23 protein-coding genes are annotated in these 23,039 nt (G+C 73.5%); 10 read left to right on the top strand and 13 right to left on the bottom strand.

Features of this window, described 5'->3' with window-relative positions:
• Positions 1-255: 255 nt before the first annotated feature.
• The 5 genes from ACIGXE_RS11900 to ACIGXE_RS11880 form a co-directional block, all read right to left on the bottom strand.
• Entirely contained in the window at positions 256-1,572 is a 1,317-nt protein-coding gene (locus ACIGXE_RS11900) for a methylaspartate mutase (protein ID WP_399746053.1), read from the bottom strand.
• Positions 1,569-1,985: a cobalamin B12-binding domain-containing protein gene (locus tag ACIGXE_RS11895; RefSeq protein WP_399746051.1), complete on the bottom strand. Its 417-nt coding sequence runs from the start codon at positions 1,983-1,985 to the stop codon at positions 1,569-1,571. The genes ACIGXE_RS11900 and ACIGXE_RS11895 overlap by 4 nt, the downstream gene beginning before the upstream one ends.
• A 152-nt stretch (positions 1,986-2,137) precedes the next feature.
• Positions 2,138-2,737 carry a helix-turn-helix domain-containing protein gene (locus ACIGXE_RS11890; protein WP_399746049.1) on the bottom strand — a complete coding sequence of 200 codons (600 nt, stop codon included), beginning with the start codon at positions 2,735-2,737 and terminating at the stop codon, positions 2,138-2,140.
• A 30-nt stretch (positions 2,738-2,767) separates the two neighbouring features.
• A complete protein-coding gene (locus ACIGXE_RS11885; protein WP_399746047.1) occupies positions 2,768-2,953 on the bottom strand; it encodes a hypothetical protein in 186 nt (61 codons plus the stop codon).
• Positions 2,954-3,104: 151 nt separating this feature from the next.
• Positions 3,105-3,467 (bottom strand): hypothetical protein, encoded by a 363-nt coding sequence (locus tag ACIGXE_RS11880; RefSeq protein ID WP_399746045.1) that lies wholly within the window; start codon positions 3,465-3,467, stop codon positions 3,105-3,107.
• Between the two features lie 435 nt (positions 3,468-3,902).
• On the opposite strand from ACIGXE_RS11880, the gene ACIGXE_RS11875 reads away from it, so the two are divergent.
• The 3 genes from ACIGXE_RS11875 (at position 3,903) to ACIGXE_RS11865 (ending at position 6,709) form a co-directional block, all read left to right on the top strand.
• Positions 3,903-4,697 carry a helix-turn-helix transcriptional regulator gene (locus tag ACIGXE_RS11875; protein WP_399746043.1) on the top strand — a complete coding sequence of 265 codons (795 nt, stop codon included), beginning with the start codon at positions 3,903-3,905 and terminating at the stop codon, positions 4,695-4,697.
• Between the two features lie 287 nt (positions 4,698-4,984).
• Complete coding sequence (locus ACIGXE_RS11870) at positions 4,985-5,302, top strand: hypothetical protein (protein ID WP_399746041.1); 318 nt, start codon at positions 4,985-4,987, stop codon at positions 5,300-5,302.
• A 237-nt stretch (positions 5,303-5,539) separates the two neighbouring features.
• Entirely contained in the window at positions 5,540-6,709 is a 1,170-nt protein-coding gene (locus ACIGXE_RS11865; protein WP_399746039.1) for a protein kinase, read from the top strand.
• 144 nt (positions 6,710-6,853) lie between these two features.
• On the opposite strand, the gene ACIGXE_RS11860 is transcribed toward ACIGXE_RS11865, so the two are convergent.
• The 3 genes from ACIGXE_RS11860 to ACIGXE_RS11850 all read right to left on the bottom strand — a co-directional run bounded on the left by ACIGXE_RS11860 (position 6,854) and on the right by ACIGXE_RS11850 (position 10,348).
• The gene (locus ACIGXE_RS11860; protein ID WP_399746037.1) at positions 6,854-7,135 is read right to left on the bottom strand and encodes a hypothetical protein; all 282 of its coding nucleotides are present in this window, start codon (positions 7,133-7,135) and stop codon (positions 6,854-6,856) included.
• A gap of 44 nt (positions 7,136-7,179) precedes the next feature.
• Entirely contained in the window at positions 7,180-8,199 is a 1,020-nt protein-coding gene (locus ACIGXE_RS11855) for a YdcF family protein (RefSeq protein ID WP_399746035.1), read from the bottom strand.
• 73 nt (positions 8,200-8,272) lie between these two features.
• Positions 8,273-10,348, bottom strand: a complete 2,076-nt coding sequence (locus tag ACIGXE_RS11850; RefSeq protein WP_399746033.1) for a hypothetical protein — start codon at positions 10,346-10,348, stop codon at positions 8,273-8,275.
• 176 nt (positions 10,349-10,524) lie between these two features.
• Between ACIGXE_RS11850 and ACIGXE_RS11845 the strand changes: the two genes are divergently transcribed.
• Positions 10,525-11,589: an Lrp/AsnC family transcriptional regulator gene (locus ACIGXE_RS11845; protein WP_399746031.1), complete on the top strand. Its 1,065-nt coding sequence runs from the start codon at positions 10,525-10,527 to the stop codon at positions 11,587-11,589.
• A gap of 27 nt (positions 11,590-11,616) precedes the next feature.
• Positions 11,617-11,925: a DUF6191 domain-containing protein gene (locus tag ACIGXE_RS11840; protein WP_399746029.1), complete on the top strand. Its 309-nt coding sequence runs from the start codon at positions 11,617-11,619 to the stop codon at positions 11,923-11,925.
• Here ACIGXE_RS11840 and ACIGXE_RS11835 read toward each other — a convergent pair.
• Positions 11,906-12,733: a class I SAM-dependent methyltransferase gene (locus ACIGXE_RS11835; protein ID WP_399746027.1), complete on the bottom strand. Its 828-nt coding sequence runs from the start codon at positions 12,731-12,733 to the stop codon at positions 11,906-11,908. The genes ACIGXE_RS11840 and ACIGXE_RS11835 overlap by 20 nt on opposite strands.
• 70 nt (positions 12,734-12,803) lie before the next feature.
• On the opposite strand from ACIGXE_RS11835, the gene ACIGXE_RS11830 reads away from it, so the two are divergent.
• On the top strand, positions 12,804-14,675 hold the full coding sequence (locus tag ACIGXE_RS11830; RefSeq protein WP_399746025.1) for a prolyl oligopeptidase family serine peptidase: 1,872 nt from the start codon (positions 12,804-12,806) through the stop codon (positions 14,673-14,675).
• Between the two features lie 23 nt (positions 14,676-14,698).
• Entirely contained in the window at positions 14,699-15,439 is a 741-nt protein-coding gene (locus tag ACIGXE_RS11825; protein ID WP_399746023.1) for an SURF1 family protein, read from the top strand.
• A 214-nt stretch (positions 15,440-15,653) separates the two neighbouring features.
• Here the strand turns inward: ACIGXE_RS11825 and ACIGXE_RS11820 are convergent, their stop codons facing one another.
• The 4 genes from ACIGXE_RS11820 to ACIGXE_RS11805 all read right to left on the bottom strand — a co-directional run bounded on the left by ACIGXE_RS11820 (position 15,654) and on the right by ACIGXE_RS11805 (position 20,237).
• The gene (locus ACIGXE_RS11820) at positions 15,654-16,796 is read right to left on the bottom strand and encodes a hypothetical protein (RefSeq protein WP_399746021.1); all 1,143 of its coding nucleotides are present in this window, start codon (positions 16,794-16,796) and stop codon (positions 15,654-15,656) included.
• Entirely contained in the window at positions 16,793-17,467 is a 675-nt protein-coding gene (locus ACIGXE_RS11815; RefSeq protein ID WP_399746019.1) for a SigE family RNA polymerase sigma factor, read from the bottom strand. Before ACIGXE_RS11815 ends, ACIGXE_RS11820 begins: the two co-directional genes overlap by 4 nt.
• 354 nt (positions 17,468-17,821) lie before the next feature.
• The gene (locus tag ACIGXE_RS11810; protein ID WP_399746017.1) at positions 17,822-18,949 is read right to left on the bottom strand and encodes an aspartate-semialdehyde dehydrogenase; all 1,128 of its coding nucleotides are present in this window, start codon (positions 18,947-18,949) and stop codon (positions 17,822-17,824) included.
• 16 nt (positions 18,950-18,965) lie between these two features.
• Complete coding sequence (locus tag ACIGXE_RS11805) at positions 18,966-20,237, bottom strand: aspartate kinase (RefSeq protein WP_376626790.1); 1,272 nt, start codon at positions 20,235-20,237, stop codon at positions 18,966-18,968.
• A 237-nt stretch (positions 20,238-20,474) separates the two neighbouring features.
• Between ACIGXE_RS11805 and ACIGXE_RS11800 the strand changes: the two genes are divergently transcribed.
• Genes ACIGXE_RS11800 through ACIGXE_RS11790 form a run of 3 tightly spaced genes read left to right on the top strand, consistent with a single transcriptional unit; the run spans position 20,475 to position 23,019 of the window.
• Positions 20,475-21,359: an ABC transporter substrate-binding protein gene (locus ACIGXE_RS11800; RefSeq protein WP_399746014.1), complete on the top strand. Its 885-nt coding sequence runs from the start codon at positions 20,475-20,477 to the stop codon at positions 21,357-21,359.
• Positions 21,356-22,270, top strand: a complete 915-nt coding sequence (locus tag ACIGXE_RS11795) for an amino acid ABC transporter permease (RefSeq protein ID WP_399746012.1) — start codon at positions 21,356-21,358, stop codon at positions 22,268-22,270. Before ACIGXE_RS11800 ends, ACIGXE_RS11795 begins: the two co-directional genes overlap by 4 nt.
• The gene (locus tag ACIGXE_RS11790; protein WP_399746010.1) at positions 22,267-23,019 is read left to right on the top strand and encodes an amino acid ABC transporter ATP-binding protein; all 753 of its coding nucleotides are present in this window, start codon (positions 22,267-22,269) and stop codon (positions 23,017-23,019) included. Before ACIGXE_RS11795 ends, ACIGXE_RS11790 begins: the two co-directional genes overlap by 4 nt.
• Positions 23,020-23,039 lie beyond the last annotated feature (20 nt).

Here is a 23,039-nt window from a genome sequence, read left to right as displayed (position 1 = left end):
ATGTCGCGTCCTGTCGGTCGGGTCGGGAGGTCGTGAGACGTACGGGTGGTGGCCGGGGCCTGGCCTGGCCTGTCTTTCGGAGCGGGCCGGCGGGCGGCCGTCGGGCCTGTCCTTCGGTCGGACCGGTGGGCCGTCCTGGGCGGACCCGAGGCCTGTCTTGCGGAGCGGGCCGGGAGGCGGACCTGAGGCCTTTTTTGCGGAGCGGGCCGGCAGGCGGTGGTCCTGCGGCCCGTCGTCCGGATCGGGCCGGCGGCCCTACGGCAGGAGCGCCGGCTGGCGGCCGGCCACGGCGCGGCGCTGGTCCGCCGCCTTCAGGGCGAGCTCGTCGTAGGTGCGCTGGACGTGCGAGAGCGAGCTGAGCAGCGCGTCCGAGGTCATCCCGGAGGCCGGGGTGACCTCGGCGACGCCCGCGATGGGCATGGCGCCGATCTCGGTCCAGCGCAGCCGGCCGTCGGTGTCGACGCGGGCGCGGGACCGGCCGGGGTTGTCGGGGTGCAGGCAGAAGGGGACGTCGAGCAGCCCGCGGCCGAAGGCCCGCACGAGGGCCCGGCCGACGTCGGGGTCCAGGTCGAGGACGGTCCGGACGAGCGTGTGGGCCTCTTCGTAGATCCCGGTGTCCGGGGCCGCCGGCGGCCGGCCGCCCGACAGGGCGCGGGCGCGTTCGTCCGCGGCCGCCGCCGAGGCCAGTTCGAGGGCCGTGACGTTCTCCTCGACGGTGGGGATGCGGTGCGCCTCGGCCGCCGTCTTCACGATCAGGCGGGCGGCGCCGGCCCGGGTCGCGAGGCGGGCCGCCCGCCCCAGGAGCAGCAGCGCGCCGTCCTCGGTCCGCGGGTACACCCCCATGTACGCGTACAGCACGATGTGCCAGTCGACGTCGGGGAGCAGCTCGCCGGCGAGCCGGCCCAGCGCCCGCAGCGCCTCCTCGTCCTGGGCGGTGCTGGTCTGCTGGGCGTAGCTCAGCGAGACGCTGCGCAGGCCGTGGGCGCGGAAGAAGAGCGCTTCGAGGACGCTGAGCGCCACGAGCAGTCCCGGCGGGCAGAGCTGGCCCATCATGCAGCCGCCGAAGGTCTCCAGGTGCGGTTCCTCGCCGGCGTCCCGGAGCCGGGCGAAGACCTCGCAGCACCGGGACCAGCTGGCCACCGACCGGGTGAGCGGCGCGCGGCTGTAGGGCAGGCAGTACGAGACGGGGCCGCCCTCGGTGGCGGTGAGCCCGGAGCCGACGAGGGCGCGGAAGATGGCCTCGGGCTGTGCGGAGCCGTGCCGCACCTGCACCGGGAAGCCGGGGTCCATGACACCGTCGAGGACCTCCCGCGTGAGGCGGGTGCCGTGGTTCACGATCGGATAGCCGTTGAGGGCGCCGCCGGCGGCGAGGGCCCGGCGGGCCGCCTCGATGTCGTTGACGCGGGTGTAGCTGTCCAGGGTGAGGGTGCCGACGGTGGTCGCGGTCGCGTGCTTGGTGGCGAGCAGGCCGCGGCGCATCTCGGCCGGGTCGCTCATCCCCATGCGCGGCTGGACCACGAGGTCGCCCACGTCCTGGGCCTCCTTGACGAAGGCACCGAAGCCGACGCTCATGCCGTCACTCTCGCCATCACTCTCGCCGGCAGGGCGCGGACGAAGCCCTGGAACCGGGCGATGCCGGTGCCGTCCTCGAAGACGGCGTCGAATCCGGCGGCGCGCAGCTCCTCCAGCGGACCGCGGTCACCGCCGCCGGTGATGCCGAGCTTGCCGCCGATGACGATCGGGGTCTCGCGCAGCTCCGGGCAGTCGCGGAGCCGGCCGATGACCCGCCGGCCGTCGTGGTGGCCGTGGCCGTTGACGCTGCTGATGACGACGAGGTCGGGGCGCAGCCTGCGGCACTCGTCGACCATGAGGTCGTCCGGGACGCAGGCGCCGAGGTTGGTCACCCGGTGGCCGAGCTCCTCCAGGAGGAGCTGGAGGTAGATCAGGTTCCAGGTGTGGGAGTCGGAGGCGACGCTGGTGACCACGACGTGCAGGGCATTCCTGGCGGGGGGTGCCCCGGCCTGTGATAGCTGCATATCAACCTTCAGGAGGGAAGTCCGAGAGACGAGGGGCCGCGAGCCCTGTGAGCGCGGGCCGGCGCCGGATCGCGGCGCGCGGGCACGGTCGGGCCCGGCGGTCAGCCGAGCCGGCGCTCCAGGAAGGCCACGCCGCGGTCCACCGAGACCAGGCGCCAGGCGTGCGCGGCCAGGTCGTTGAGGGCGCGTGACCACTCGCCGTCGCCCGAGTCGGACGCGAGCGAGTCGAGCAGGACGGTGCTGTACTCGTAGGTGCGGGGGCCGTCGGAGGACGGCCGGTCGATGAGGTCGGGACGTGCGTCGGCGGATGCGTCGGAAGGTGCTCCGGCGGGGGTTCCGGCGGATGTTCCGGCCTTTGCTCCGTCGGGAGTCCGGGCGGACGTTCCGGCGGATGTTCCGCGCGGTCCGACGTGGGTCCCGGCGGGTGTCGCGGGTGTTCCGGCGGTGCGGGACAGGATGCCGCCTCGGGCGGCCCGTTCGAACTCCGCGCGCCGGGCCGGATCGAGCCGGAGTGCCTCGGCGAGCAGACGGACGGTGTCCCGTCGGGGGCGTTCCGCCCTCCCGTGCTCCAGGTCGCGGATGGCCCGGACGCTGAGGGTGGCGAAGTCGGCGAGCTGCTGCTGGGTGAGCCCCTCGGTCGTCCGGTAGGACTGGAGGAGCGTCGCGAAGAGTCCTGGCCGTACGGCCACCGACATGCTCATGTCACCTCCAGGGCCGGCTCGGCGCCGGGTTCACTCCCAGCCCGTGGTGTCCTTGCCCGTGGTCGGCGTGACGGACGGCGCCGGCGTGGCGTCGGCGGTGATCTGCGTGCTCGACGCCGTACCGCTGCCGGCGAAGGCGGCGGTGCCCAGGGCGGGCAGGGCGACGAGGGTGACGACCGCGGCGAGCTTGGGGAAGAGGACACGGCTGCGAGACACGACGTACTCCTTGGCTTCTGGTGGTCTGCTGACGGCTGATCCATGACCGGTACGTCCCGCGGTGACGGTCCCGGCCACCGACCGCCCCGGCCTGTCGTTCCCGGCCGGTGCGCTTCGGTGAGAAGAGATTCGCCCGGGGCCGGGGCCCCTGTCAGCAATCCGCGATGTCCTGATCCGGCAATCGCATAGACCGTCCATCGTGACCTGCGGAATCACGGAGCCGCTCGAAGTACTCCGCGACGATCGCGCCCGAACTGCTGGTGATCCAGGCGCCCTTCAGGGCCGGAGAGGACCGTACGGCGCGCTGGGCGACGGCGAGCGCCACGCTTTCCGCGATCAAGAGGGATTCGGCCGGCACGAAACAGCCGACGGTGACGGAGCCGGGGCCGTCGGGATGGACGCTGAAGTGTTCCACGCGTTCGCCGGGGGTTACGTGCTCGGAAAGAATTCGCACGAGCACATCTCGTTCGGGAAGAGCCTCGGGTGATCGAATGCGAACGTGGACGAGAATCATCAGACGAGCGTCGGACGGCGACGCACCCGTCATCAAGTGTCAAACCGGGACCATTGAGGCCATGGCCGGAATATGCCACGCCACGGCGAGGGCGGACCAGTTGCACATTCCGCCGGGTTTCGGCGATCCTCCTCCTGACGCACACACTGTGCACACACTGCGCAGAAACGCTTCACCACCCGCCGCACCCACCAGCGACCGTCGTGACCGACACAAACGGGGAACCTCTTGCTGCATGTCCTGGGGTTAGACGAAACCTGCACACGGGTCTATCGGGCGATACTGGCCCATCCACAGGCCGACCTGCCCGATCTTCAGGGCTCGTTGAACCTGACCGAGGCAGAACTCCGCGACGCACTTGACAAACTAAGCGAACTGGCTTTGGTGCGCACGCCTTTCGACAGCCCGTACACATTCCGCGCGGTGAATCCCGAGATGGCGATTCAGGCCCTCATGGCCCGCCAGGAAGAACGCGTCGCGGCGGAACAGCATCGGACCGAACAAATCCGTTTGGCGGCCGCGCAATTGGCGGCGGATTTCACCACGTCCCGCGCGCACCAGAACATCGACGGAATCGAGCGCCTCGACGGCCTGGAGGAGATCAGGGACCGCATCCGGCTCCTGGTCCGCGACGTCCGCGAAGAGGTGCTCGCCCTGGCCCCCGGCGGCGGCCAGCAGGCGGCCAACATGGCGGCGGCCCGCCCCCAGGACCAGGCACTCCTCGAACGCGGCGTCCGCATGCGGACGTTGTACCTCGACAGCGTCCGCAACAGCCCCGCCACCGTCTCGTACGCGAAGTGGCTCACGGAGTACGGCGGCGAGGTGCGCACCGCCCCGTCCCTCCCGGTCCGGCTGACCATCCTGGACCGCAAGATCGCCATCGTGCCCGTCGACGACGAGAACACCTCAGCGGGTGCGCTGGTGCTGACCGGAACCGGCACCCTCACCGCCCTGGTCGCGCTCTTCGACACCATCTGGACCCGCGCCACCCCGCTCGGCACGCCCTCGCGCGAGCGCGACGCGCACGGCCTCAACGCCCAGGAGCAGGCGGCCCTGCACCTCCTGGGCCAGGGCCTCACCGACGAGGCCGTGGCCAAACGCCTGGGCGTCTCGCCGCGTACGGCCCGCCGCATCGCCGCCGACCTCATGGAGCTCCTCGGCGCCCGCAGCCGCTTCCAGGCGGGCTGCCGCGCGGTGGCCAAGGGCTGGCTGTCGGCCGACGTCTGCTGATCGTCCGCTCCTCCCCCCTCCGCTCCTCCACCCCTCCACCCCTCCCCCCTCCGCTCCTCCGCAGACCGCAGGCGGCAGGCGGCGCTCGGCAGGCGGCAGGCAGCAGGAGGCAGGCGGCAGGCAGGGCGGAACCGCCGCCCGAAGCTGCCGGTCGGGCCGCGCCGGCGTCCCTAGGGTGGCGCACCGGGGATCTCGCCGCGGGCGCCCCGGCGACGGCACTGCCGATGGGGCCGGGGCCGGCGGGGACCCCGTACGAGACCGGACCGGACCCGTAGAAGGAGAGCCCCATGGTTCGCATGCTGGACACGATGCTCGCCGAGACGGGTGTCCGGGGGCCCGGCGCCCCGCGCGTGCCGCGCGTCGCCGGCACCGAGGAGCTGCTCGCCGACTCGCTGGACGCGGTCGACGACCAGATCATCGCCCTGATCGCCCGCCGGAACGCCTTCTCGTCCGCGCTCCGTGACGTCCGCCAGGCGGCGCGGCGCCCGTCGGCCGACCTCACGCACGAGAACCGGGTCATCCGCCGGTACGGGACGGAGCTCGGCCCCCAGGGCGGAGCCCTCGGCCACCTGCTGGTCAGGATGGCGGGAACGCGTACCGCCTGAGGAGACCGGGACAGCGGTACGGCGCCGGTCCCCCGGCCCGGCGCCGTACCGCTGTCTCCCCTTTCCCCACCCCTCTCCCCACCCCTTTCCCCGCTCCTCCCCCTCTCCGCGCCCCTTCCCTCTCCCCGTCCGGGACCCGGACGCGCCGCAAGAACCCTTCAAAAGCCGCTCTACGATGAGGCGTCCAGAGGGAAGGGTGGGTCACAGGTGCTGGTCGCGGACCGATATCGGCTCCAAGTGTGTGTCGGACGGGGCGGCATGGGCGAGGTGTGGCGAGCGACCGACGAGGTGCTCGGCCGCGATGTCGCCGTGAAGCTGATGCTGGGTCACGAGCACGACCCCTCGGCCGCCGACCGCTTCCGCCTGGAGGCGCAGACCGCGGCTCGGCTGAGCCATCCGCACGTGGTCGGCGTCTTCGACTTCGGGACCTGGGACGGAAAGCTCTACCTGGTCATGGAGTTGGTGCAGGGCGACAGCCTCGCTTCCACCCCCGGGCAGCCGCTGATCCTCTCCGCCGAGCAGGTCGCGACCGTGGCCGCGCACGCGGCGGCGGGCCTCGCGGCGGCACACCGACAGGGCGTGGTGCACCGGGACATCAAGCCGGGCAACCTCCTGAGGGACTCCGACGGCACGGTGAAGCTGGCCGACTTCGGCATCGCGCGCTTCGTCGACGACCCCTCCGCGGCGCTCACCACCACCGGGCAGATCGTCGGTACGGGCCTCTATCTGGCACCCGAGCGCGCCCTCGGCAATCCCGCGTCGCCCGCCTCGGACGTGTACTCGCTGGGCTGCGTGCTCTACCAACTGCTCACCGGGCAGCCGCCCTTCCGCGCCGACACCGCGACCGCGCTGCTCTACCAGCACATCGACACCCCGCCGACGCCGCCACGGCAGCGGGGCACGGCGATGCCGGCCGCCTTCGAGGCCTTCCTGCTGACGCTGCTCGCCAAGCAGCCGGAGCAGCGCCCCGCCGCGCAGGCCATCGCGGACTGGTTCACCTCCGGCGCCTGGCGCGACCAGCCGCTGCCGCTGCCGCAGGCGGTGCCGCACGGCGCCCCCCAGGCCATGCCGCGGACCGCGCCCACGCCCCTGCCCGTACCGCCCGCACACCAGCCGCTCGCGCACCAGCCCCCGGCGCACCCGTCACCGGCGCACCACCGGCCCGCGCCGCAGCCGCGGCGGCAGCCCGTGTCGCAGCCGGTCCCCCAGCGCGGCGCGCACTCCCTGCCCCCGCGCGGCCCGCAGCAGGCCCCCGCCGCCGTTCCCGCCCGCTCCCGCCGGGCCCAGGCGCCCGCCGAGAACCCGCTCGCGGCGATCTCGCGGCGCCGTCCGCGCAGGACAGCGGCCGTGGCCGGAGCCGTCGCCTTCGTGATCTTCCTGCTGATCGGGATGGCCTGGCTGAGCTGATCGGAACGGCCTGGCTCGGCCTAGACGGGCCCACGGGCCCGTGCGGCGGGCCAGGGGCAGGGCGCCGCCGCCCTGGTGGACGCGAAGGGCGTGCCCCTGGTCGAAGCGAGGGCCCCCTTCGCCCCTGGTCGAGGCGAGGGCCGCCTAGAAGACGCGAGGGGCCATCACGTGCCCCTCCTGCTCCTCCGGCCCGATCAGCAGGCATCGCGGCACGCCGGGCCCAGGGGTCGCGCGGACCGTCACGGGGATCGGCGGGTCGGTCGGCAGCTCGACGTGCACGGTCACCGGGCGGTCGTCGTGCGACGCGGCATGGCCGGTCTCCTTGCCGTCCACCAGCACCTCGAGGACCGGCCTGTGGCCGGTCTGGACGGTGGCGCTCACCGAGTGGCCCCGGTATTCGATGTGGAAGTGGTGCCGCGCTCTCATGACGTCGCCTCCGCGTGCAGGGGGACTCCCCCAGCGTAGGACGGTCAGACCAACGTGGCGACGTACGCGAGCCCGCCCATCAGCACCAGCGCCCCGCAGATCCCCAGGTTCACGGCCTTGTACTGGAGGAAGACGGCCGCGAACTCCCGGATGGTCGCGCTCGGCCAGAAGTAGGCGGCGGTCGGCGAACCGACCACCTGGCCGTTGACGCCCGCCTTCCGGGCCATCAGGGCGGCGCGGAAGGCGTGGAAGTTGTTGGTGACGATCACGCACTCGGAGCCGGGGCGCTCGGCCTCCATCAGGGCGTGGCTGAAGAGCATGTTCTCCTCGGTCGTGCGCGAGCGGTCCTCGCGCACGATCCGGTCGGCGGGGAAGCCGCGCTCCACGAGGTAGTCCGCCATGGCGTGCGACTCGGGGAGCTCCTCGTCGGGGCCCTGCCCGCCGGAGGTGATGAGGACGGGCGTCCGGTCCACCTCGCGGCGCTCGGCCAGCGTCGCGTACACCTCGAGGCCGCGGTCGAGCCGGCTCGCGAGCAGCGGCGGCACGCGGCGGCCGCCGGTCAGGCCCGAGCCGAGGACGACGACGTAGTCGGCGTCCCGGCGGATGCCCATCCGGCCGTAGAGGAAGGCGTAGCCGATGAAGCAGAGGAAGAGGAAGGAGACGTAGCCGAGGACCATCAGGAGGGTGCCGACGACTATGCCGAGGGTCGTCGAGTGGGTGACGACGGCGGCGGCCATCAGGCCCATCACACCGAGGATGCCCAGTCCGGCGAGCAGCGAGAGCAGGTTGGCGGGGCTCCGGCCCTCCTTGCGGACCATCTTGACCCCGTTGGCGCACAGCAGCCCGGCGAGGGCCACCGGGCCGAGCGACAGCACCAGCAGCAGGATCACCACCACCGTCACGCCGACGCCGGGCGGGGCGTCGGCGAGCCCGGCGAGCAGGCCGAGGCCGAGGAACGTCACGGCGAGGCCCAGGTACACCGCGTTGCCGAAGCGCCGCCGGTCGCGCAGCACACCGGCTCCGAAGAGGAGGAGGAAGACGGCGGCCACGACATAGGCGAACATGCCGTCATCGTAGACACCGCCTCCGACAGCCCGGCCTCCTCTCGTACGGATCCGGCCGCGGACTCACGTCTCGTCAGGGCTCCCTGACCAGCGCGTCCAGGCCCCGCCGCGCGCCCTCCGCGTACGCCCTGCGCAGCTCGCCGTCCGAGAGGCGGTCGCGCAGGGCCGTCTCACTGCGTGCGCGCCCGGGCGCGCAGAAGTCGGCCGGACGGTAGCCGTCGTCGAAGGTGTCGGACCTCAAGAGGTCCACCGCCCCCAGGAGATGGGCGGCGGTCATGGCCCGGCCGCGCAGGATCCGCATCTGGGCGAGGAGTTCGGCGGCGCAGGCCGCCCCGGTGACGGTGCCGAGCTTCAGATGACCGCGCAACGCGCGCGTGGCGTGGTCCGCGGCCCGGGTCGTCTCGCCCTCCCAGTAGAGGAGTTCGGCCCGCGCGTACTGCGCCCAGGCGTCCGCCCAGACGTCGCGGCCTGCCCAACTGTGCTCCGCCGCCCGGTCCAGGGCCTCCTGTGCCGCCTCCGGGTCGGTACGGACGAGGGCCAGCGCCAGCGCGGTCCGGCACAGCTGCCGGGTCGGGCCGAGGTCCGGGTACTCCCCCGTCACGGCCAGGGCGTCGCGGAACTCGGCCGCCGCCGCCTCCGTCCGCCCCTGGTGCAGGGCGGTCGCGCCGCGCAGGTGCGCCAGCATCCCCAGGCACCGGTCGTCGCCCTCCCGCACGGCCGCCGCCCAGGCCCGGACGAGGAGCGGGTCGGCTTCCTCCGGGCGGCCGGCCTCCAGCTCCAGGTAGGCCGCGAGCCACAGGGCGCGGGCCGGGGCGGGCCCGGCATGGAGGCTGAGCGCGTGCCGCAGCCGGGCGCGGCCCTCGGTGACCCGGCCGCAGGCCACCCACAGGAACCACAGGGAGACCGCGATCTCGACGGCGGCGTCCGCCTCGGCGGTCGGCGACAGCGGCGCGGTGGTCGGGTCCATGGCCGCGGCCAGGTCCGGCAGTTCGCGCAGCGCGAGGTCGCGGGCGTCGAACTGCCGGCCGCCGTGCCACCAGTCGGCGGCGCGGCGGGCCACCGTCACGTACCACCTCCGGTGGCGGAGGACGACGGCCCGGCGGTCGCCGCGCGCGGCCAGCCGGCGGGCGCCGACGGCGCGCATCGGCTGCGGCATCCAGAAGCGGTCCTCGCCGGATCCGCGGTCGTCCACGGGGAGCAGGGCGAGCGGGGCGAGCCGGTCCAGGACGTCGAGGACGGCGTCGGCGGGCAGCGTGCCGGAGGCGCAGACCTCCCTGACGGCCTCCCGCCCGAAGGAGCCCTCGAAGACGGAGAGGCGTTCCCACAGGAGCCGTTCGAGCCGGTCGCACCGCGCGTAGCCCTGCTCGGCGGCGGCCAGTCGGCGCGCACAGGGCTCGTCACCCGGAGCCCCGGCCACCCGCACCGCACGCGCCACCCGCGCTCCCTGAGCCTCCCGCGCCTCCCGCGCCACCCGCGCGAGGCGGGCCGGGACGGCGGGGCGCTCGTCGCCACGGCGCGCGGGCTCGGCGCGCGCGGGCTCGGGGCTCGCCGACTCAGGGCGCGCGGCCTCGGCACACGCGGGCTCGGCGCCGAGGGACCCGGGGTGCGCGGGCTCGGGGCGGGGCGCCTCGGGGCAGGGCGCCTCGGGGCGAGGGAACTCGGGGCGAGAGGACTCGGCGCCGAGCGACCCGGCGCGCAGGGACCCACCGTGGAGGGACCCGGGGCGGAGGGACCCGGGGCCCACGGCGACCGTCGCCTCGCCCTCCAGGTACAGCGGGCGCAGGGCCGTGACGAGGACGGTGAGGCGCGGGACCGCGGCCGGGACCTCGCGCAGCAGGCCCGCGACGAGGGCCCGGCCGCCGCGGCCGAGGCGTTCCCAGCCGTCCAGGACGAGGAGCGGAGGCGCCGCCGGGTCCTCCAGGCCCTGCCGGAGCCGCCCGGCGAGGTCCGGCAGGTGCTGCGGGCCGAGCGAACCCGCCGGTTCCCAGCGCGCGCCGAGGTCCTCGTGCCGTACGGCCTCCTGGATCAGCCGGGTCTTGGCCGCACCCGGCGGCCCGGTCAGGGTCACGAGCCGTGCCCCGTCACGTATGCGGCCGCGCAGCACGGCGAGTTCCCGCTCCCGGCCCCTCGGCGCTCCCGGTTCCGCCATCTGCCCCTGTCCACCCCGTTTCGACCGCTGTGACCGCCGTGACTTCCTGTGACGGGAGTCCGACCTCGTGGTGGGGCGCCGCGCGTACCGCTTGAATGCATATGCCCCCGGGGGAAAATCCTGGGGTCCCCGGCCGATCCGGCCAGCGGATTGTCGTCAATCGGCCAAGGAGGGACATGCGTACCGGGGAATCCGTCCTGGGAGAGGCGGATCTGGCGCTGATCCACGCGCTGCAGATCACCCCGCGGGCCAGCTGGACCCAGCTCTCGACGGTCCTCGGCGCGAGCCCCGACACCCTCGCCCGCCGCTGGGAGCTCCTGACGTCCGGCGGCTACGCGTGGGCGAGCCTGCTGCCCCGCACCCGCGGCCCGGAGGGGCCGCTCCACGCGTGGGTGGAGGTCGACTGCGCGGGCGGCCGCTCCGAGGAGACCGCGATCGAGCTCTCCGGCGACGGCTGCACCCTGAGCGTGCACCAGGTGACCGGGGAGGCGGATCTGCTGCTCCTGGTCCTGTGCCCCGACCTCCACGCGCTCGACGACTACCTGTCGCGCCGGGTGCAGCGGCTGCCCGGGGTGAGCCGGTCCCGGACCCAGGTCGTCACCGGGGTGCACAGCGCACGCGATCTGTGGCGGCTCGACCAGCTCACCCCGGGCCAGGTCCAGCAGCTCGCGGAGACGGCGGGCCCGGGGTCCGGCGGCCCGGGGGCGCGCCGGCGCCGGCCGCGGCCGCTCGGCGAGCTCGACGAGGCCCTCATCACGGAGCTGGCCGGGGACGCCCGGCGCAGCGCGGCGGAGCTGGCCCGCACCTGCGGGGTGAGCGAGTCGACCGTACGGCGCCGGCTGGACGCCCTGGTGAACGGCGGGGCGCTGGTGCACCACTGCGTACCGGCGCCGCGTTTCTCGGGGCGGCCGGTGTGGGCGCTGATCAAGGCGGACGTGCCGCCGCTCGCCGTGACGCCGACCGCGACGGCCCTGGCCCGGCTGCGGCAGACCCGCCTGGTCACCTCCGTGACGGGCAGCCACAACCTGGCCGTCGGGGCCTGGCTGCGCTCGGTCGGCGAGCTCCGCGAGATCACGACGGGGATGGAGCGGGCCGCGCCGTCGATCCGGATCACCGGGACGGCGCTGTCGCTGCGGATCCACAAGGCGGGCGCTCAGGTCCTCGGCCCGGACGGGCGCCGGACGCACCACATACGGCCGGACATACGGCGCCCGGCTCCTCCTCGCGACCGATGCCGCTGAGGCCTGCACCGGTTGAGAATGGCGGGCATGGAGTTCGCCGTGTTCGTGACGCTTCCCGGTCTGGTCATCCTGCTGACGGTGCTCGCCCTCGGCGATCAGATCCTGCGCGCCACGGGGCGCGGGCGGCGCCGCGGCCAGGTCTCCTCGACCGGTTTCGAGCAGCTCCACGCCACCTTCTCGCAGGGCAAGCAGAACGAGCTGAAGGAGCGCCAGAGCTCCCTCGTGATGCGCGACGACGAGGAGGACGGCGCCCCGCCGCACCACTCCACGGTGGATCTGGCGGGCGGGCGCGCCGTCATCAGGCTCACGCCCTCCGCTACGCCTTCGAGGCCCTGATCGAGTACATCAGCGGGAAGCGGGGCCGGTCGGCCGGGAAGCGGTAGTAGCCGTCCTCGTGCCGCGCGAGCGCGTGGAAGCGCGGGAACAGCGTCACGTCGTGCTCGTGCAGGAACTCGATCCGCAGCCCCGCCTTCGCGATCGCCGTGACGACCTCGCCGACCGGGTGCACCCACTCGACGCTGCGGTTGTGGACGGTGGCGGCGTCGAGGTCCGCGTACGTGCCGGTCGAGGTGTCCACCCACGGCTCGCGCACGAAGTAGTCGTGGACCAGCCGGGTCGCCGTCTCGTCGTCGAACGAGTCGGTGATCGGGTGGAACTCGGCGACGTAGAGGAAGCCGCCCGGCGCGACCAGCGAGGCGGCCGTCTCGGCCCAGCGCTCGATGTCGGGCAGCCAGTTCAGCGCCCCGCCGCCGGTGTAGACGACGTCGTACGAGGAGTCCGGCACGGCCTCGGCCGCGTCGTAGGCGTCGGCGGCGACGAAGGCGGCCCGCTCCGGCGTGAGGCCGAGGTCGGCCGCGAGGGAGCGGGCCACGTCCACGGCCGGCTCGGAGAAGTCCAGGCCGACCACGCGGTCCGCGCCGTGCCGGGCCCAGGACAGGGTGTCCAGGCCGATGTGGCACTGGAGGTGCAGCAGCGAGCGTCCGGTGACGTCGCCGACCTCGGCGAGCTCGAAGTCGCGCAGGGCGTCCTTGCCGGCGCGGAAGGCGTCCAGGTCGTAGAACTCGCTGGCCACGTGCAGGGGAACTCGCTCGTCCCAGCGGGCCCGGTTGGCCGCGTGCCAGTCCTCAGGGGTCGGTGCGTACATGCCCGGGAGGTTATCCACAGGCTGCGGACGGGGCGAACGAATTGCCGGCCGGGCAGAGCATGATGGCTCCATGACTGAGCGCACGGACGACACCACGGCCGCCGGCACGGACACCGGCGGCGCCTTCGAGGACTTCGCGGCGGCCCCCGCCTGGGAGCAGCGCTTCCGCGCCCCGCGGGTCTCGCTGCCCGAGTGGGCCGAGGAGGCCCCGGACCGCTCGCTGTTCGTGTCGAACGCGACGGGGACGTACGAGCTGTACGCGTGGGACCGCGCGACCGGCACGCGGCGCCAGGTCACCGACCGGCCGAACGGCACGACGGACGGCACGCTCAGCCCGGACGGGCGGTGGATCTGGTGGTTCGCCGACACCGACGGCGACGAGTTCGGCGTGTGGATGCGCCAGCCCTTCGCGAGCGGCCCGGACGAGCCCGCCGTGCCCGGACTCGCCGCCTCCTACCCGGCCGGCCTCGCCCTCGGCCGGGACGGCACGGTGGTGGTGGGCCGTTCCACGGACGAGGACGGCTCGACGGTGCACCTGCTGCGCCCGGGCGCGGACGCCGCGGTGGAGATCTACCGGCACCGGGAGTCGGCGGGCGTCGGCGACCTCTCGCACGACGCGCGCCTCGTCGCCGTCGAGCACACCGAGCACGGAGACGCGATGCACTCGGCGATCCGTGTGCTGCGCGCGGAGGACGCGTCGGTGCTCGCCGAGCTCGACGACACCAAGGGCGGCACGGAGGAGCTCGGCCTGAGCGTGCTCGGCTTCGCGCCGGTGGCCGGCGACACCCGGCTGCTCGTCGGGCACCAGCGGCGCGGCCGCTGGGAGCCGATGCTGTGGGACGTGGCCACGGGCGTCGAGACCGACCTGCGGCTCGACCTGCCGGGCGACGTGTCGGCCGAGTGGTATCCGGACGGCTCCGGCCTCCTGATCGTGCACGGCTTCGAGGCGCGCAGCGAGCTCTGGCGGTACGAGCTCGCCACCGGCGCCCTGGTCCGGGTGGAGACTCCCGCGGGCACGGTGTCGAGCGCGACGGCCCGCCCGGACGGGTCCGTGGAGTATCTGTGGTCCTCGGCCGCCCGGCCGCCGGTGGTGCGCTCCACGGACGGCTCGGTCGTCCTCGACCCGCCCGGCCCGAAGGCGCCGCCGTCGGTGCCGGTGGAGGACGTGTGGGTGGAGGGCCCCGGCGGCCGCGTGCACGCCCTGGTGCAGCGCCCGGCGGAGGGCGAGGGGCCGTTCCCCACGGTCTTCGAGGTGCACGGCGGACCGACCTGGCACGACAGCGACGCCTTCGCCTCCGGCCCGGCGGCCTGGGTCGACCACGGCTACGCGGTGGTGCGGGTGAACTACCGCGGCTCCACCGGCTACGGCCGGGAGTGGACGGACGCGCTCAAGCACCGGGTCGGCCTGATCGAGCTGGAGGACATCGCCGCGGTCCGGGAATGGGCGGTGGCGAGCGGCCTCGCCGACCCGGAGCGGCTGGTCCTCGCCGGCGGCTCCTGGGGCGGCTATCTCACCCTGCTCGGCCTCGGCACCCAGCCGGACGCCTGGGCGGTCGGCCTGGCCGCCGTGCCCGTCGCCGACTACGTGACGGCGTACGAGGACGAGATGGAGGCCCTGAAGGCGCTGGACCGCACCCTGCTCGGCGGCTCCCCCGAGGAGGTGCCGGAGCGCTTCGCCGCGTCCTCGCCGCTGACGTACGTGGACGCGGTGAAGGCCCCGGTGCACATCTCGGCCGGGGTCAACGACCCGCGCTGCCCGATCCGCCAGATCGACAACTACGTGGCCCGGCTGGCCGCGCGGGGCGCCGTGCACGAGGTCTACCGGTACGACGCGGGGCACGGCTCGCTGGTGGTGGACGAGCGGATCAAGCAGGTCGCGCTCGACCTCGACTTCGCCGCCCGGCACCTGGGGACACCGGGGACCCGGCCGACGGAGGCGTGAGCCCGCTTGCGTACCGTGGGGGTGTGTACCGGTTCCTGAGAACGCCCCGCTGGTGGGGGATCAACGTCTTCGTGCTGCTGGCGATCCCGTTCTGCGTGTTCATGGGGACCTGGCAGATGGGCAAGTTCGAGGACCGCGTCGCATCCCACCAGGAGGCCGAGCGGCGTCCCGACCCGGAGGCCCGGCCCGCCGAGGCGCTGGACTCGCTGCTGCCGGTGGACCAGGAGACCTCGGGCCGGATCGCCCGGGCCAGCGGGCGGTTCGGGCAGCAGTTCCTGGTGCCCGGCCGCGAGCTCGACGGGCGCTCCGGCGCGTACGTGCTCACGCTCCTGAAGACGGACGGCGGCAAGGCGCTCCCCGTGGTCCGCGGCTGGCTGCCGGCGGGCGCGAAGGCGCCGGCCCCGCCGTCTGGCGAGGTCACCGTGACGGGCGCGCTGCAGGCCTCGGAGAATGCGGGCGGCAAGGGCGTGAACGCGGCCGGCGGGCTCCCCGAGGGGCAGCTCGGCATGATCAGCGCCGCCTCGCTGGTGAACGTGGTGCAGGACGACGTCTACGACGCCTGGATCACCCTGACCCACTCGCCCGCGGGGCTGACCCCGGTGCCGCCGGCCGCCGCCGCGGGCACGAGCCTGGACATGAAGGCCTTCCAGAACCTGGGCTACACGGCCGAGTGGTTCGTCTTCGCCGGCTTCGTGGTCTTCATGTGGTTCCGGCTGCTGCGCCGCGAGCTGGAGGCCTCACGGGACGCCGCCCTCGGGCTCTAGAACCCGCCGTGGGCCCCTGAGCCCGCAGCGGGCCCGGGGTCCGCTCAGGACAGGAGTGCTCCAGGATCCCGGTCCGACTCCGGAGGAGCCCTCAGAAGGAGCTCCAGACCCCGGTCCGACCCCGGTCCGACCCCGGTCCGACCCCGGTCCGACTTGCGGAGGCGTCCAGGGCCCCGGTCCGACCCCGGAAGGTGTCCAGGACCCGAGTCCGGCCTCAGGAGGCGTCCAGGACCCCGGTCCGGTAGATCGTGCCCGCGCACGCGTTGGGAATGGTCGCCGCCGCCACCGGGCCGCCCGGGTCCGCGGTGTGGGTGACCTCGACGCTGCCGTCCGCCGGGGTGCCGTCCGTCACGAGCTGGGGGCCGGCCGCGTTCTCGCCCGGGGCGGTGCCCGTCGAGCCGGTGGCCCCGCCGCTCGACGAGGAGCCGCCGCCGGTGGGACTGGGGGTCGGCGTCGGCGTGGTGCCCGTGGTGGGGCAGGTCTCGCTGGGGATCCAGGCGAACCGCACCTCGTACGCGTTGTCCGGGGTCAGGATCAGCGAGGCCGATTCCTGCGAGGGGTCGGGCAGACCGCTCGCCGCGTCCCCGGGGGTGTGCGCCACGACCGCGATCTTCGCCGCGTCGGCCGCGCCGCGCGCCGCGAAGCCGACCCGGCCGGCACCGCCGACCAGGCAGTCGCGGCCGGAGACGTTGGCGATACGGAAGGTCCCGTAGACCTTCCCGCTCGCGTCGGGCGCTCCCGTCTGCACCGAGCTGATGCCCAGCTGGTCGGCCGCGCAGACCGGCCGCGCGTCCGGGGCACCGCCGGACGGGGTGCTGCCCCCGCCGGTGCCGCCGGCGGGGTCCTGCGCCGACGCGGTGGGCTTCCCGGCCCCCTCGGCGGAGCCGCCGGGGCTGGGCGCCGCCGTACCGACGGGCGGGTCGGCGGTCTTCTGACCGCCCTCGATGCCGGTCTCGGTGCCGGTGCCGCCCTGGGCCTGCTCGCCGTGCCCGGCGTTGATCGCCTTGTCGGCGGAGATCCCGCCCGAGGAGGCCACGTGCACCAGGGCCGGGACGGCGGTGCCGACCAGCACGGCCGCGGCGGCCATACCGACGACCGCCTGCCGCTTGCGCGCCCGGCGGGCGGGCACGGCGCGGCGCAGGTGTTCGAGCGCGCCGTCGGAGGGTTCGAGACCGGACACCGCGCCCTGGAGCAGCCGCCGTAGCGCCAGCTCGTCGGGCGTGCCGTTCTCCGGCGCTTCGTTCACCATCCCGCGTCCACTCAGATCGTCCCGGTCACCGTGCTGGTCGTGCTCGTCCTGCCGGCCGTACCCGTCCGGCCGGTCCTGCCGGTCGTGCCCGGCCGGCGGCCCGCTCATGACGCGGCCTCCATGGCGACGCGCAGCGCCGCGATGCCGCGGGAGCCGTACGCCTTGACCGACCCGAGGGAGATGCCGAGCGTCTCCGCCACCTGCGCCTCCGTCATGTCGGCGAAGTATCGCAGCACCAGGACCTCGCGCTGCCGCCGCTGGAGGCCGCGCATGGCCTTGATGAGCGCGTCCCGCTCCAGCTGGTCGTAGGCGCCCTCCTCCGCGCTGGCCATGTCGGGCATGGGCTTGGAGAGCAGCTTGAGGCCGAGGATGCGTCGGCGCAGCGCGGACCGCGAGAGGTTGACCACGGTCTGGCGCAGGTAGGCCAGGGTCTTCTCGGGGTCCCGCACCCGGCCGCGCGCCGAGTGGACCCGGATGAAGGCCTCCTGTACGACGTCCTCGCAGGAGGCAGTGTCGTCGAGGAGGAGCGCGGCGAGACCGAGCAGCGAACGGTAGTGGGCGCGGTAGGTCTCGGTGAGGTGGTCGACGGTGGTGCCGGCAGCCATCGTGTCGTCAGCGCCCTCGCGGGGCGCCGGGATGCCGCTCACGGCGGCCGGTCGGGTCCTGGTGGGCACGGGCGCGATCACCGGGATGCCGCCGACCGGGCGCGGCCGCCTGAGCGGGCGCACCACGGTGCCGTGCAACGGGATGACCGCCGCGATGTCGAGTACCTCTGCCACGCCTGTTGGACACGCTTCCCCCCGTCAGGGTTGTACGCGTACGGCACCGGTTTTGACGGCGCGTCGTATGCCCTCATTGCGTACCCGTTCTCCCCGATGCCCCGCTGTGTGCGGCGTGCTCCACGTCACATGGTCCTGGGTGCACGCGAAGACGCTTCCGCCCGACCACCGGTTGCAGAGGGGACGGAACAGCATCGTCGTCCAGGACATATGACCTGATCAAGAGCCATCTGAAGCCGATTTGCTCACAGGGCTTTCACGGATCCTACAAACTTCAACGGGGAGGCGATGCCGATTTCCGGACACCCGGGCAGGTCGGGACGGCGAGATCCGGCCAGTCGCGGGCCCGCTCGTTCAGCCGCCCGCTCCGGCGGCTCCCGGCGCGACCTCGCCCGCGATCTCCCCCGCGATCTGTTCGGCGATCTGCAGGGCGTTCAGCGCCGCCCCCTTGCGCAGGTTGTCCCCGCACACGAAGAACTCCAGGTCCCGCTCGTCGTCCGGCGACCGCCGCACCCGCCCCACCCAGGTCGGGTCGGTGCCCACCACGTCGGCGGGCGTCGGGAAGTCGCCCGTGGCGGGGTCGTCGTACAGCACCACACCGGGCGAGGTCGCCAGGATCTCGTGGGCGCGCGCGACGGTCACCGGGCGCTCGAAGCGGGCGTGCACGGACGCCGAGTGCCCGGTCACGACCGGCACCCGGAGGCAGGTGGCGGCCACCCGCAGCCCCGGCAGGTCGAGGATCTTGCGGGTCTCCTCGCGCACGGCCAGCTCCTCGGAGGACCAGCCGTCGGCGGCCGGCGCCCCGGACCAGGGCAGCACGTTGAGGGCGAGCGGCCCGGGAAAGGGCCCGGTGCGCTCGCCGACGGCGCGCCGCACGTCGCCGGGGTGCGTGCCGAGCTCGCCGTCGGTGACCAGGGCCAGCTGCTCGCGCAGCGTGCCCGTCCCCGCCCGGCCGGCGCCGCTGGCGGCCTGCTGGGCGGTCACGACGAGCTCCGCGAGCCCGAACTCGGCGTGCAGCGCGCCCACGGCGACGATCAGCGCCAGGGTGGTGCAGCCGGGACTCGCGACGATGCCGCGCGGCCTGATCCGCACGGCGGACCGGTTGATCTCGGGCACCACGAGCGGCACGTCGGGGTCGGCCCGGAACGCCGCGGAGGTGTCCACGACCACCGCGCCCTTGGCGGCGGCGATCGGCGCCCAGCGCGCGGCGACGTCGCCGGGCACGAGGAAGAGGGCGAGGTCGACGCCCGTCAGGTTCTCCTCGCTCAGCGCGAGGACCTCGCTCTCCTCCCCCCGCACGGACAGCTTCCGGGTCCCCCCTGCTCGAACGGAGTCGAGAGCGTGGGGGAGGCCGGCCGTGCGGGAGGAGGCGAGGAGTCGGATCTCGCCCCAGACGTCCGCGTGGTGCGTGAGCATCTGGAGCAGCACCGCACCGACGGCCCCGGTCGCTCCCACGACCGCGAGCGTCGGCTTGCCGCTCATCGGAGGGTTCCGGCGGTCAGCGGCCGGTGCCGCCGTACACGACGGCCTCGTCCGAGTCGCTGTCCAGACCGAAGGCGGTGTGGACGGCGCGCACGGCCTCGTTGACGTCGTCGGCGCGGGTGACCACCGAGATGCGGATCTCCGAGGTGGAGATCAGCTCGATGTTGACGCCCGCGTCGGACAGCGCCTTGAAGAAGTCCGCGGTGACCCCGGGGTTCGTCTTCATACCGGCGCCGACCAGGGAGATCTTGCCGATCTGGTCGTCGTAGCGGAGCGAGTCGAAGCCGATGACGGGCTTCGTCTTCTCCAGGGCGTCGATGGCCTTGCGGCCCTCGGCCTTGGGGAGCGTGAAGGAGATGTCCGTGAGCCCGGTGGAGGCGGCGGACACGTTCTGCACGATCATGTCGATGTTGATCTCGGCGTCGGCGACGGCCCGGAAGATGGCCGCGGCCTCGCCCGGCTTGTCCGGCACGCCGACGACCGTGATCTTGGCCTCGGAGGTGTCGTGGGCGACACCGGAGATGATGGCCTGCTCCACCTTCAGATCCCCTGTCGGTTCGTTGCTGACCCACGTGCCCTGCAGCCCCGAGAAGGAGGAGCGGACGTGGATCGGGATGTTGTAGCGGCGTGCGTACTCGACGCACCGGTGCAGCAGCACCTTGGAGCCCGAGGCGGCGAGCTCCAGCATGTCCTCGAAGGAGATCCAGTCGATCTTCTTCGCCTTCTTCACCACGCGCGGGTCGGCCGTGAACACGCCGTCGACGTCCGTGTAGATCTCGCAGACCTCGGCGTCGAGCGCGGCGGCCAGGGCGACGGCGGTCGTGTCGGAGCCGCCGCGGCCCAGGGTGGTGATGTCCTTCTTGTCGGCGGACACGCCCTGGAAGCCGGCGACGATGGCGATGTTGCCCTCGTCGAGCGCCGTACGGATACGGCCCGGCGTGACGTCGATGATGCGCGCTTTGTTGTGGACCGAGTCGGTGATGACACCGGCCTGGCTGCCCGTGAACGACTGGGCCTCGTGGCCCAGGTTTTTGATCGCCATGGCCAGCAGGGCCATGGAGATCCGCTCTCCGGCGGTCAGCAGCATGTCGAACTCACGGCCGGCCGGCATCGGGGATACCTGCTCGGCGAGATCGATCAACTCGTCCGTCGTGTCGCCCATCGCGGAAACCACGACGACCACCTGGTGGCCGTTCTTCTTGGCTTCCACGATCCGCTTGGCGACGCGCTTGATGCCCTCGGCATCGGCAACGGAGGAGCCTCCGTACTTCTGCACGACAAGGCCCACGTGCGCTCCTCGCTCAGTCCTTGCCACAGCTGGCACTGCGGTCGGCTCAGTCTAACGAGGGACGCTGAAACGCCACCCGGATACCGCATGCTGAGATACGTGGCTCAGGAAGTGATCACCCGCACGGTCGGCCGCCCCGCAACGCCCCCGTCACACCCCCTCAACAAACGTTTCGGCATACGAGACGGCAGCTTTGTGACCTGGACAGACGCCCGTACGGGTGCCAACCTCCGGGTCATGCGTCCTCGTCACAGCCTCACCCTGGCAGCGGCCTCCGTCCTCGTCGCCCTCGCCGCGTCCGGCTGCGCGCCGCAGCCGGAGAGCACCGGCGGGCCGTCCGCCTCCGCCTCGGCCGCCGGGAAGCCCGCGTCCTGCGCCCCCGGCACGCTCGCCACCAAGGCCAAGGGCAAGCTGACCGTCGGCACCGACACGCCCGCGTACGCCCCCTGGTTCCAGGACGACGCCCCGGCCAACGGCAAGGGCTACGAGTCAGCCGTCGCCTACGCCGTCGCCCGGAAGCTCGGGTTCGCCCAGGGCGACGTCGTCTGGCAGAAGGTCGCCTTCAACAACGCCTTCGCGCCCGGCGAGAAGACCTTCGACTTCGACATCAACCAGGTGTCGATCAACGAAGACCGCCGCAAGGCCGTGGACCTCTCCAGCGGCTACTACGACGTCCGCCAGGCCGTCATCGCCCTCAAGGACTCCAAGGCGGCGAAGGCGAGCAGCCTCACCGACCTCAAGGGCGCCAAGCTCGGCGCGCAGGTCGGCACGACCAGCCTCGACGTGATCAACCAGCAGATCAAGCCGGAGCAGCAGCCGGCCGTCTTCCAGAAGAACGACCTCGCCAAGGCCGCCCTCAAGAACGGCCAGGTCGACGCGATCGTCGTGGACCTGCCCACCGCCTTCTACATCACAGGCGCCGAGGTCCCCGAGGCCAAGGTGGTCGGCCAGTTCGAGACCACCGGCGGCGCCCAGGAGCAGTTCGGCCTGGTCCTCGACAAGGGCTCCGCGCTGACCTCCTGCGTCTCGCAGGCCGTCGACGCCCTCCGCAAGGACGGCACCCTCGCCGCCATCGAGAAGCAGTGGCTGTCGGAGGCGGCGGGCGCGCCGGTGCTCAAGTGACCGTCACGAAGGAGGACGCGTCCGAGGACGCGCCCCGGGACACGTCCCACGACGCGCCCGAGGAGGCCTACACCCCGTCCGCGCGGCGGATCGAGCGCGAGCGGTACAAGCGCTCCCGCACCCGCCGCGCGACCGCGGTCGCCACCCTCAGCACCACCGTCACCCTGGTGGTGCTGTACCTCGTCATCACCGGCTCCCCCGGCTGGCCGCGCACCAAGGAGACCTTCTTCAGCGCGGAGTACGCGCGCCAGGCGCTGCCCCAGGTCATCGACGGCCTCTGGCTCAACCTGCGCCTGCTCGTGGTCTGCGGCGCCGTCACGCTCGTCCTCGGCCTGCTGCTCGCCGTCGCCCGCACCCTGCGCGGCCCGGCGCTGTTCCCGCTGCGCGCCCTCGCCACCGCGTACGTCGACTTCTTCCGCGGCCTGCCGCTCATCATCTGCCTGCTCGTGGTGATCTTCGGCGTGCCCGCGCTGCGCCTCCAGGGCGTCCCCACCGACCCGGTGGTCCTCGGCGGCACGGCCCTCGTGCTGACGTACTCCGCGTACATGGCCGAGGTCTTCCGGGCCGGCATCGAGAGCGTCCACCCCAGCCAGCGGGCCGCGGCCCGCTCGCTCGGCCTGTCCAGCGCGCAGACCATGCGCTTCGTCGTGCTGCCACAGGCCGTACGACGGGTCGTGCCGCCGCTGCTCAACGACCTCGTCTCGCTGCAGAAGGACACCGGCCTGGTGTCCATCGCGGGCGCGGTCGACGCCGTGTACGCGGCGCAGATCCTGGCCGGCAAGACCTTCAACTACACCGCGTACGTCGTGGCCGGACTGGTCTTCGTCGTGCTCACCATCCCCATGACCCGGTTCACCGACTGGGTCACCGCGCGCATGAACCGGCGCCAGTCGCAGGGAGGCACCGTATGACGCCGCCCCCGGTCCTCCGCCTGGAGTCCGTCCGCAAGACGTACGGGTCCACCGTCGTCCTGCGTGACGTCGACCTGGCCGTCCCCCCGCACACGGTCACCGTGCTCATCGGCGCCTCGGGCTCCGGCAAGTCGACCCTGCTGCGCTGCGCCAACCTCCTGGAGGAGATCGACGACGGCGCGATCTTCCTGGACGACGAGGAGATCACCGACCCGCGCGTCGACGCGGACGCCGTACGGCGCCGGATCGGCGTCGTCTTCCAGGCGTACAACCTCTTCCCGCACATGAGCGTGCTCGACAACATCACCCTCGCCCCGCGCCGCGTGCACAAGGCCGAGCGCCGGGAGGCCGAGGACCGGGCCCGCGAGCTGCTCGACCGGCTCGGGCTCGGCGCCAAGGCCGGCGAGTACCCGGACCGGCTCAGCGGCGGCCAGCAGCAGCGCGTGGCGATCGCCCGCGCCCTCGCGAGCCGGCCCCGGCTGCTGCTCCTCGACGAGGTGACGGCGGCGCTGGACCCGGAGCTGGTCGGCGAGGTCCTGAACGTCGTCCGGGACCTCAAGGAGGAGGGCATGACCATGGTCATCGCCACCCACGAGATGGGCTTCGCCCGCGAGGTCGCCGACCAGGTCTGCTTCCTGGAGAACGGGGTCGTCCTGGAGCGCGGCACCCCCGCCGAGGTCTTCGGCGCGCCCACCCACGCCCGCACCCGCCGCTTCCTGAGCCGCATCGTGGAAGCGGGCCGCCTGTAAGCGGTGTCTCCCCCGCCCCG

The sequence above is a fragment of the Streptomyces sp. NPDC053431 genome, assembly GCF_044544925.1.
Lineage (GTDB): Bacteria > Actinomycetota > Actinomycetes > Streptomycetales > Streptomycetaceae > Streptomyces.
Note: the sequence above shows the minus strand (reverse complement) of the source record. Positions and strands in the feature narration are given on the sequence as shown.

Excerpts from the sequence above, each read along its gene's own strand:
- ACIGXE_RS11890 (WP_399746049.1), bottom strand. The coding sequence starts at position 2,737 with ATGAGCATGTCGGTGGCCGTACGGCCAGGACTCTTCGCGACGCTCCTC.
- ACIGXE_RS11810 (WP_399746017.1), bottom strand. The coding sequence starts at position 18,949 with ATGAGCGGCAAGCCGACGCTCGCGGTCGTGGGAGCGACCGGGGCCGTC.
- ACIGXE_RS11840 (WP_399746029.1), top strand. The coding sequence starts at position 11,617 with ATGGAGTTCGCCGTGTTCGTGACGCTTCCCGGTCTGGTCATCCTGCTG.
- ACIGXE_RS11845 (WP_399746031.1), top strand. The coding sequence starts at position 10,525 with ATGCGTACCGGGGAATCCGTCCTGGGAGAGGCGGATCTGGCGCTGATC.
- ACIGXE_RS11820 (WP_399746021.1), bottom strand. The coding sequence starts at position 16,796 with ATGAGCGGGCCGCCGGCCGGGCACGACCGGCAGGACCGGCCGGACGGG.
- ACIGXE_RS11875 (WP_399746043.1), top strand. The coding sequence starts at position 3,903 with ATGGCGATTCAGGCCCTCATGGCCCGCCAGGAAGAACGCGTCGCGGCG.
- ACIGXE_RS11790 (WP_399746010.1), top strand. The coding sequence starts at position 22,267 with ATGACGCCGCCCCCGGTCCTCCGCCTGGAGTCCGTCCGCAAGACGTAC.
- ACIGXE_RS11835 (WP_399746027.1), bottom strand. The coding sequence starts at position 12,733 with ATGTACGCACCGACCCCTGAGGACTGGCACGCGGCCAACCGGGCCCGC.
- ACIGXE_RS11855 (WP_399746035.1), bottom strand. The coding sequence starts at position 8,199 with ATGTTCGCCTATGTCGTGGCCGCCGTCTTCCTCCTCCTCTTCGGAGCC.
- ACIGXE_RS11900 (WP_399746053.1), bottom strand. The coding sequence starts at position 1,572 with ATGAGCGTCGGCTTCGGTGCCTTCGTCAAGGAGGCCCAGGACGTGGGC.
- ACIGXE_RS11850 (WP_399746033.1), bottom strand. The coding sequence starts at position 10,348 with ATGGCGGAACCGGGAGCGCCGAGGGGCCGGGAGCGGGAACTCGCCGTG.
- ACIGXE_RS11880 (WP_399746045.1), bottom strand. The coding sequence starts at position 3,467 with ATGATTCTCGTCCACGTTCGCATTCGATCACCCGAGGCTCTTCCCGAA.
- ACIGXE_RS11860 (WP_399746037.1), bottom strand. The coding sequence starts at position 7,135 with ATGAGAGCGCGGCACCACTTCCACATCGAATACCGGGGCCACTCGGTG.
- ACIGXE_RS11830 (WP_399746025.1), top strand. The coding sequence starts at position 12,804 with ATGACTGAGCGCACGGACGACACCACGGCCGCCGGCACGGACACCGGC.
- ACIGXE_RS11800 (WP_399746014.1), top strand. The coding sequence starts at position 20,475 with ATGCGTCCTCGTCACAGCCTCACCCTGGCAGCGGCCTCCGTCCTCGTC.
- ACIGXE_RS11870 (WP_399746041.1), top strand. The coding sequence starts at position 4,985 with ATGGTTCGCATGCTGGACACGATGCTCGCCGAGACGGGTGTCCGGGGG.